The organism is Cryobacterium sp. 10I1, from assembly GCF_035019805.1.
Lineage (GTDB): Bacteria > Actinomycetota > Actinomycetes > Actinomycetales > Microbacteriaceae > Cryobacterium > Cryobacterium glucosi.
This window is the reverse complement of record NZ_JASJVF010000445.1, coordinates 1-1,503: the sequence shown is the minus strand read 5'-3', so window position 1 is coordinate 1,503 and position 1,503 is coordinate 1. Positions and strand designations below refer to the sequence as shown.

Below are 1,503 nucleotides of genomic sequence, written 5' to 3'. Positions count from 1 at the left end.
CGATCGAGAGCAGTCCGCCGATCGTCTCCTGGGCCGCGAACGAGAGGCCGTATGTGCCGTAGGTGAGCAGGGCGCCGCGCACGCCGCCCTGACCGTCGACAGCAGCGCGACGGCGTGCACCGTGTCCGGAGCGGAGGCCCCGGCCGGCAACGTCACCTTCACCGTCTCGAACTCCGGAGACCAGGTCACCGAGTTCTACCTCCTCGGCGACGACCAGCTCCGCATCGTGGGTGAGGCGGAGAACATCGGCCCCGGCCTCAGCCGTACCCTCGTCGTCGACCTGAGCGCCGGCAGCTACTTCACGGCGTGCAAGCCCGGCATGACCGGTGCGGGCATCGGCCAGGCCCCGTTCACCGTGACTCCGGCGAGCGCTGCGGATGCCGCGACGAACGCCCCCGGCGACGCCGAACTCAGCGCGCGCATCGACACCGCGAACGCCAACTATGCGTCCTACGTGAAAGACCAGATCGGCCAGCTCGTCACCGGGACCGCCGCGTTCGCCGCCGCATACACCGCCGGCGACGACGACACCGCCCGCGGACTCTACGCGGCCACCCGCGCGCACTGGGAGCGGGTCGAGACCGTCGCGGAATCCTTCGGCGACCTGGATCCGAAGCTCGACCTCCGCGAGGCCGACCTCGAAGAGGGCCAGGACTGGACCGGCTGGCACGCCATCGAGAAGGACCTCTGGCCGACCGAGGCCGAAGCTGGCTTCGCCGCATACCCGGCCGCCGAGCGCGCTCGCCTTGCCGGACTGCTCGTCACGGACACGGCGACCCTGAACGAGAAGGTGCAGCCGCTCACGTTCACTCTTTCCCAGCAGACCAACGGCGCGATCGGTCTCCTCGACGAGGTCGCGAGCGGCAAGGTCACCGGCGAGGAGGAGGTCTGGTCACACACCGACCTCTGGGACTTCCAGGCCAACGTCGACGGCGCCCGGGTGCTCTACGCCGGGGTGCGGGACGTCCTCGTGCAGAAGGATGCCGCCCTCGCTGCAACCCTCGACACCCGCTTCACCGCCCTGCAGAGCCTCCTCGACGCCCAGCGAGTCGGCGACGGCTTCGTCCTGTACACCGACCTGTCCACCGGCACCGTCAAGGGCCTCGCCGACCAGGTCAACGCCCTCGCCGAACCCCTCGGCCAGCTCACCGCGGCTCTCGTCCTGTGATGAAGGGCGGCGATTCGCGAGAGCGGAAAAATGGCCCCTTCCCGCGCGCCGAAGGGGCCGAAACTCCGCTCTCGCGGGAGGAAGGGGACGACCAGGCGGATGCCGGCGCGAGCGCGTCGGGGACGGCGCCCGCCGTCGGGGCGCCAGCGAAAGCCCCGCGCGGCATCTCCCGGCGCGGCCTCCTCGGCCTCGCCGGGGCAGGCGTCGCGGGCCTCGGCATCGGTATCGCCGCTGACCGCGGGGTTCAGGCCCTCGCAGCAGCGGGCGATGTCCTGGGTGCGGGCATCCACGTAGACGGTGAAATCGAAGAGGTCGCTGACCGTGAGCCCGTGCCC

1 protein-coding gene and 1 pseudogene are annotated in these 1,503 nt (G+C 71.1%); both read left to right on the top strand.

The genetic code is table 11. The annotated features are described in order from the left end of the window. The first annotated feature begins 28 nt into the window (after nucleotides 1-28). Nucleotides 29-1,168 (top strand): iron uptake system protein EfeO, encoded by a 1,140-nt coding sequence (gene efeO, locus QN345_RS18935; protein ID WP_323509098.1) that lies wholly within the window; start codon nucleotides 29-31, stop codon nucleotides 1,166-1,168. Beyond that, nucleotides 1,168-1,503, top strand: a pseudogene (locus tag QN345_RS18930) (hypothetical protein); the annotation flags it as partial. The gene efeO and the pseudogene QN345_RS18930, both read left to right, overlap by 1 nt.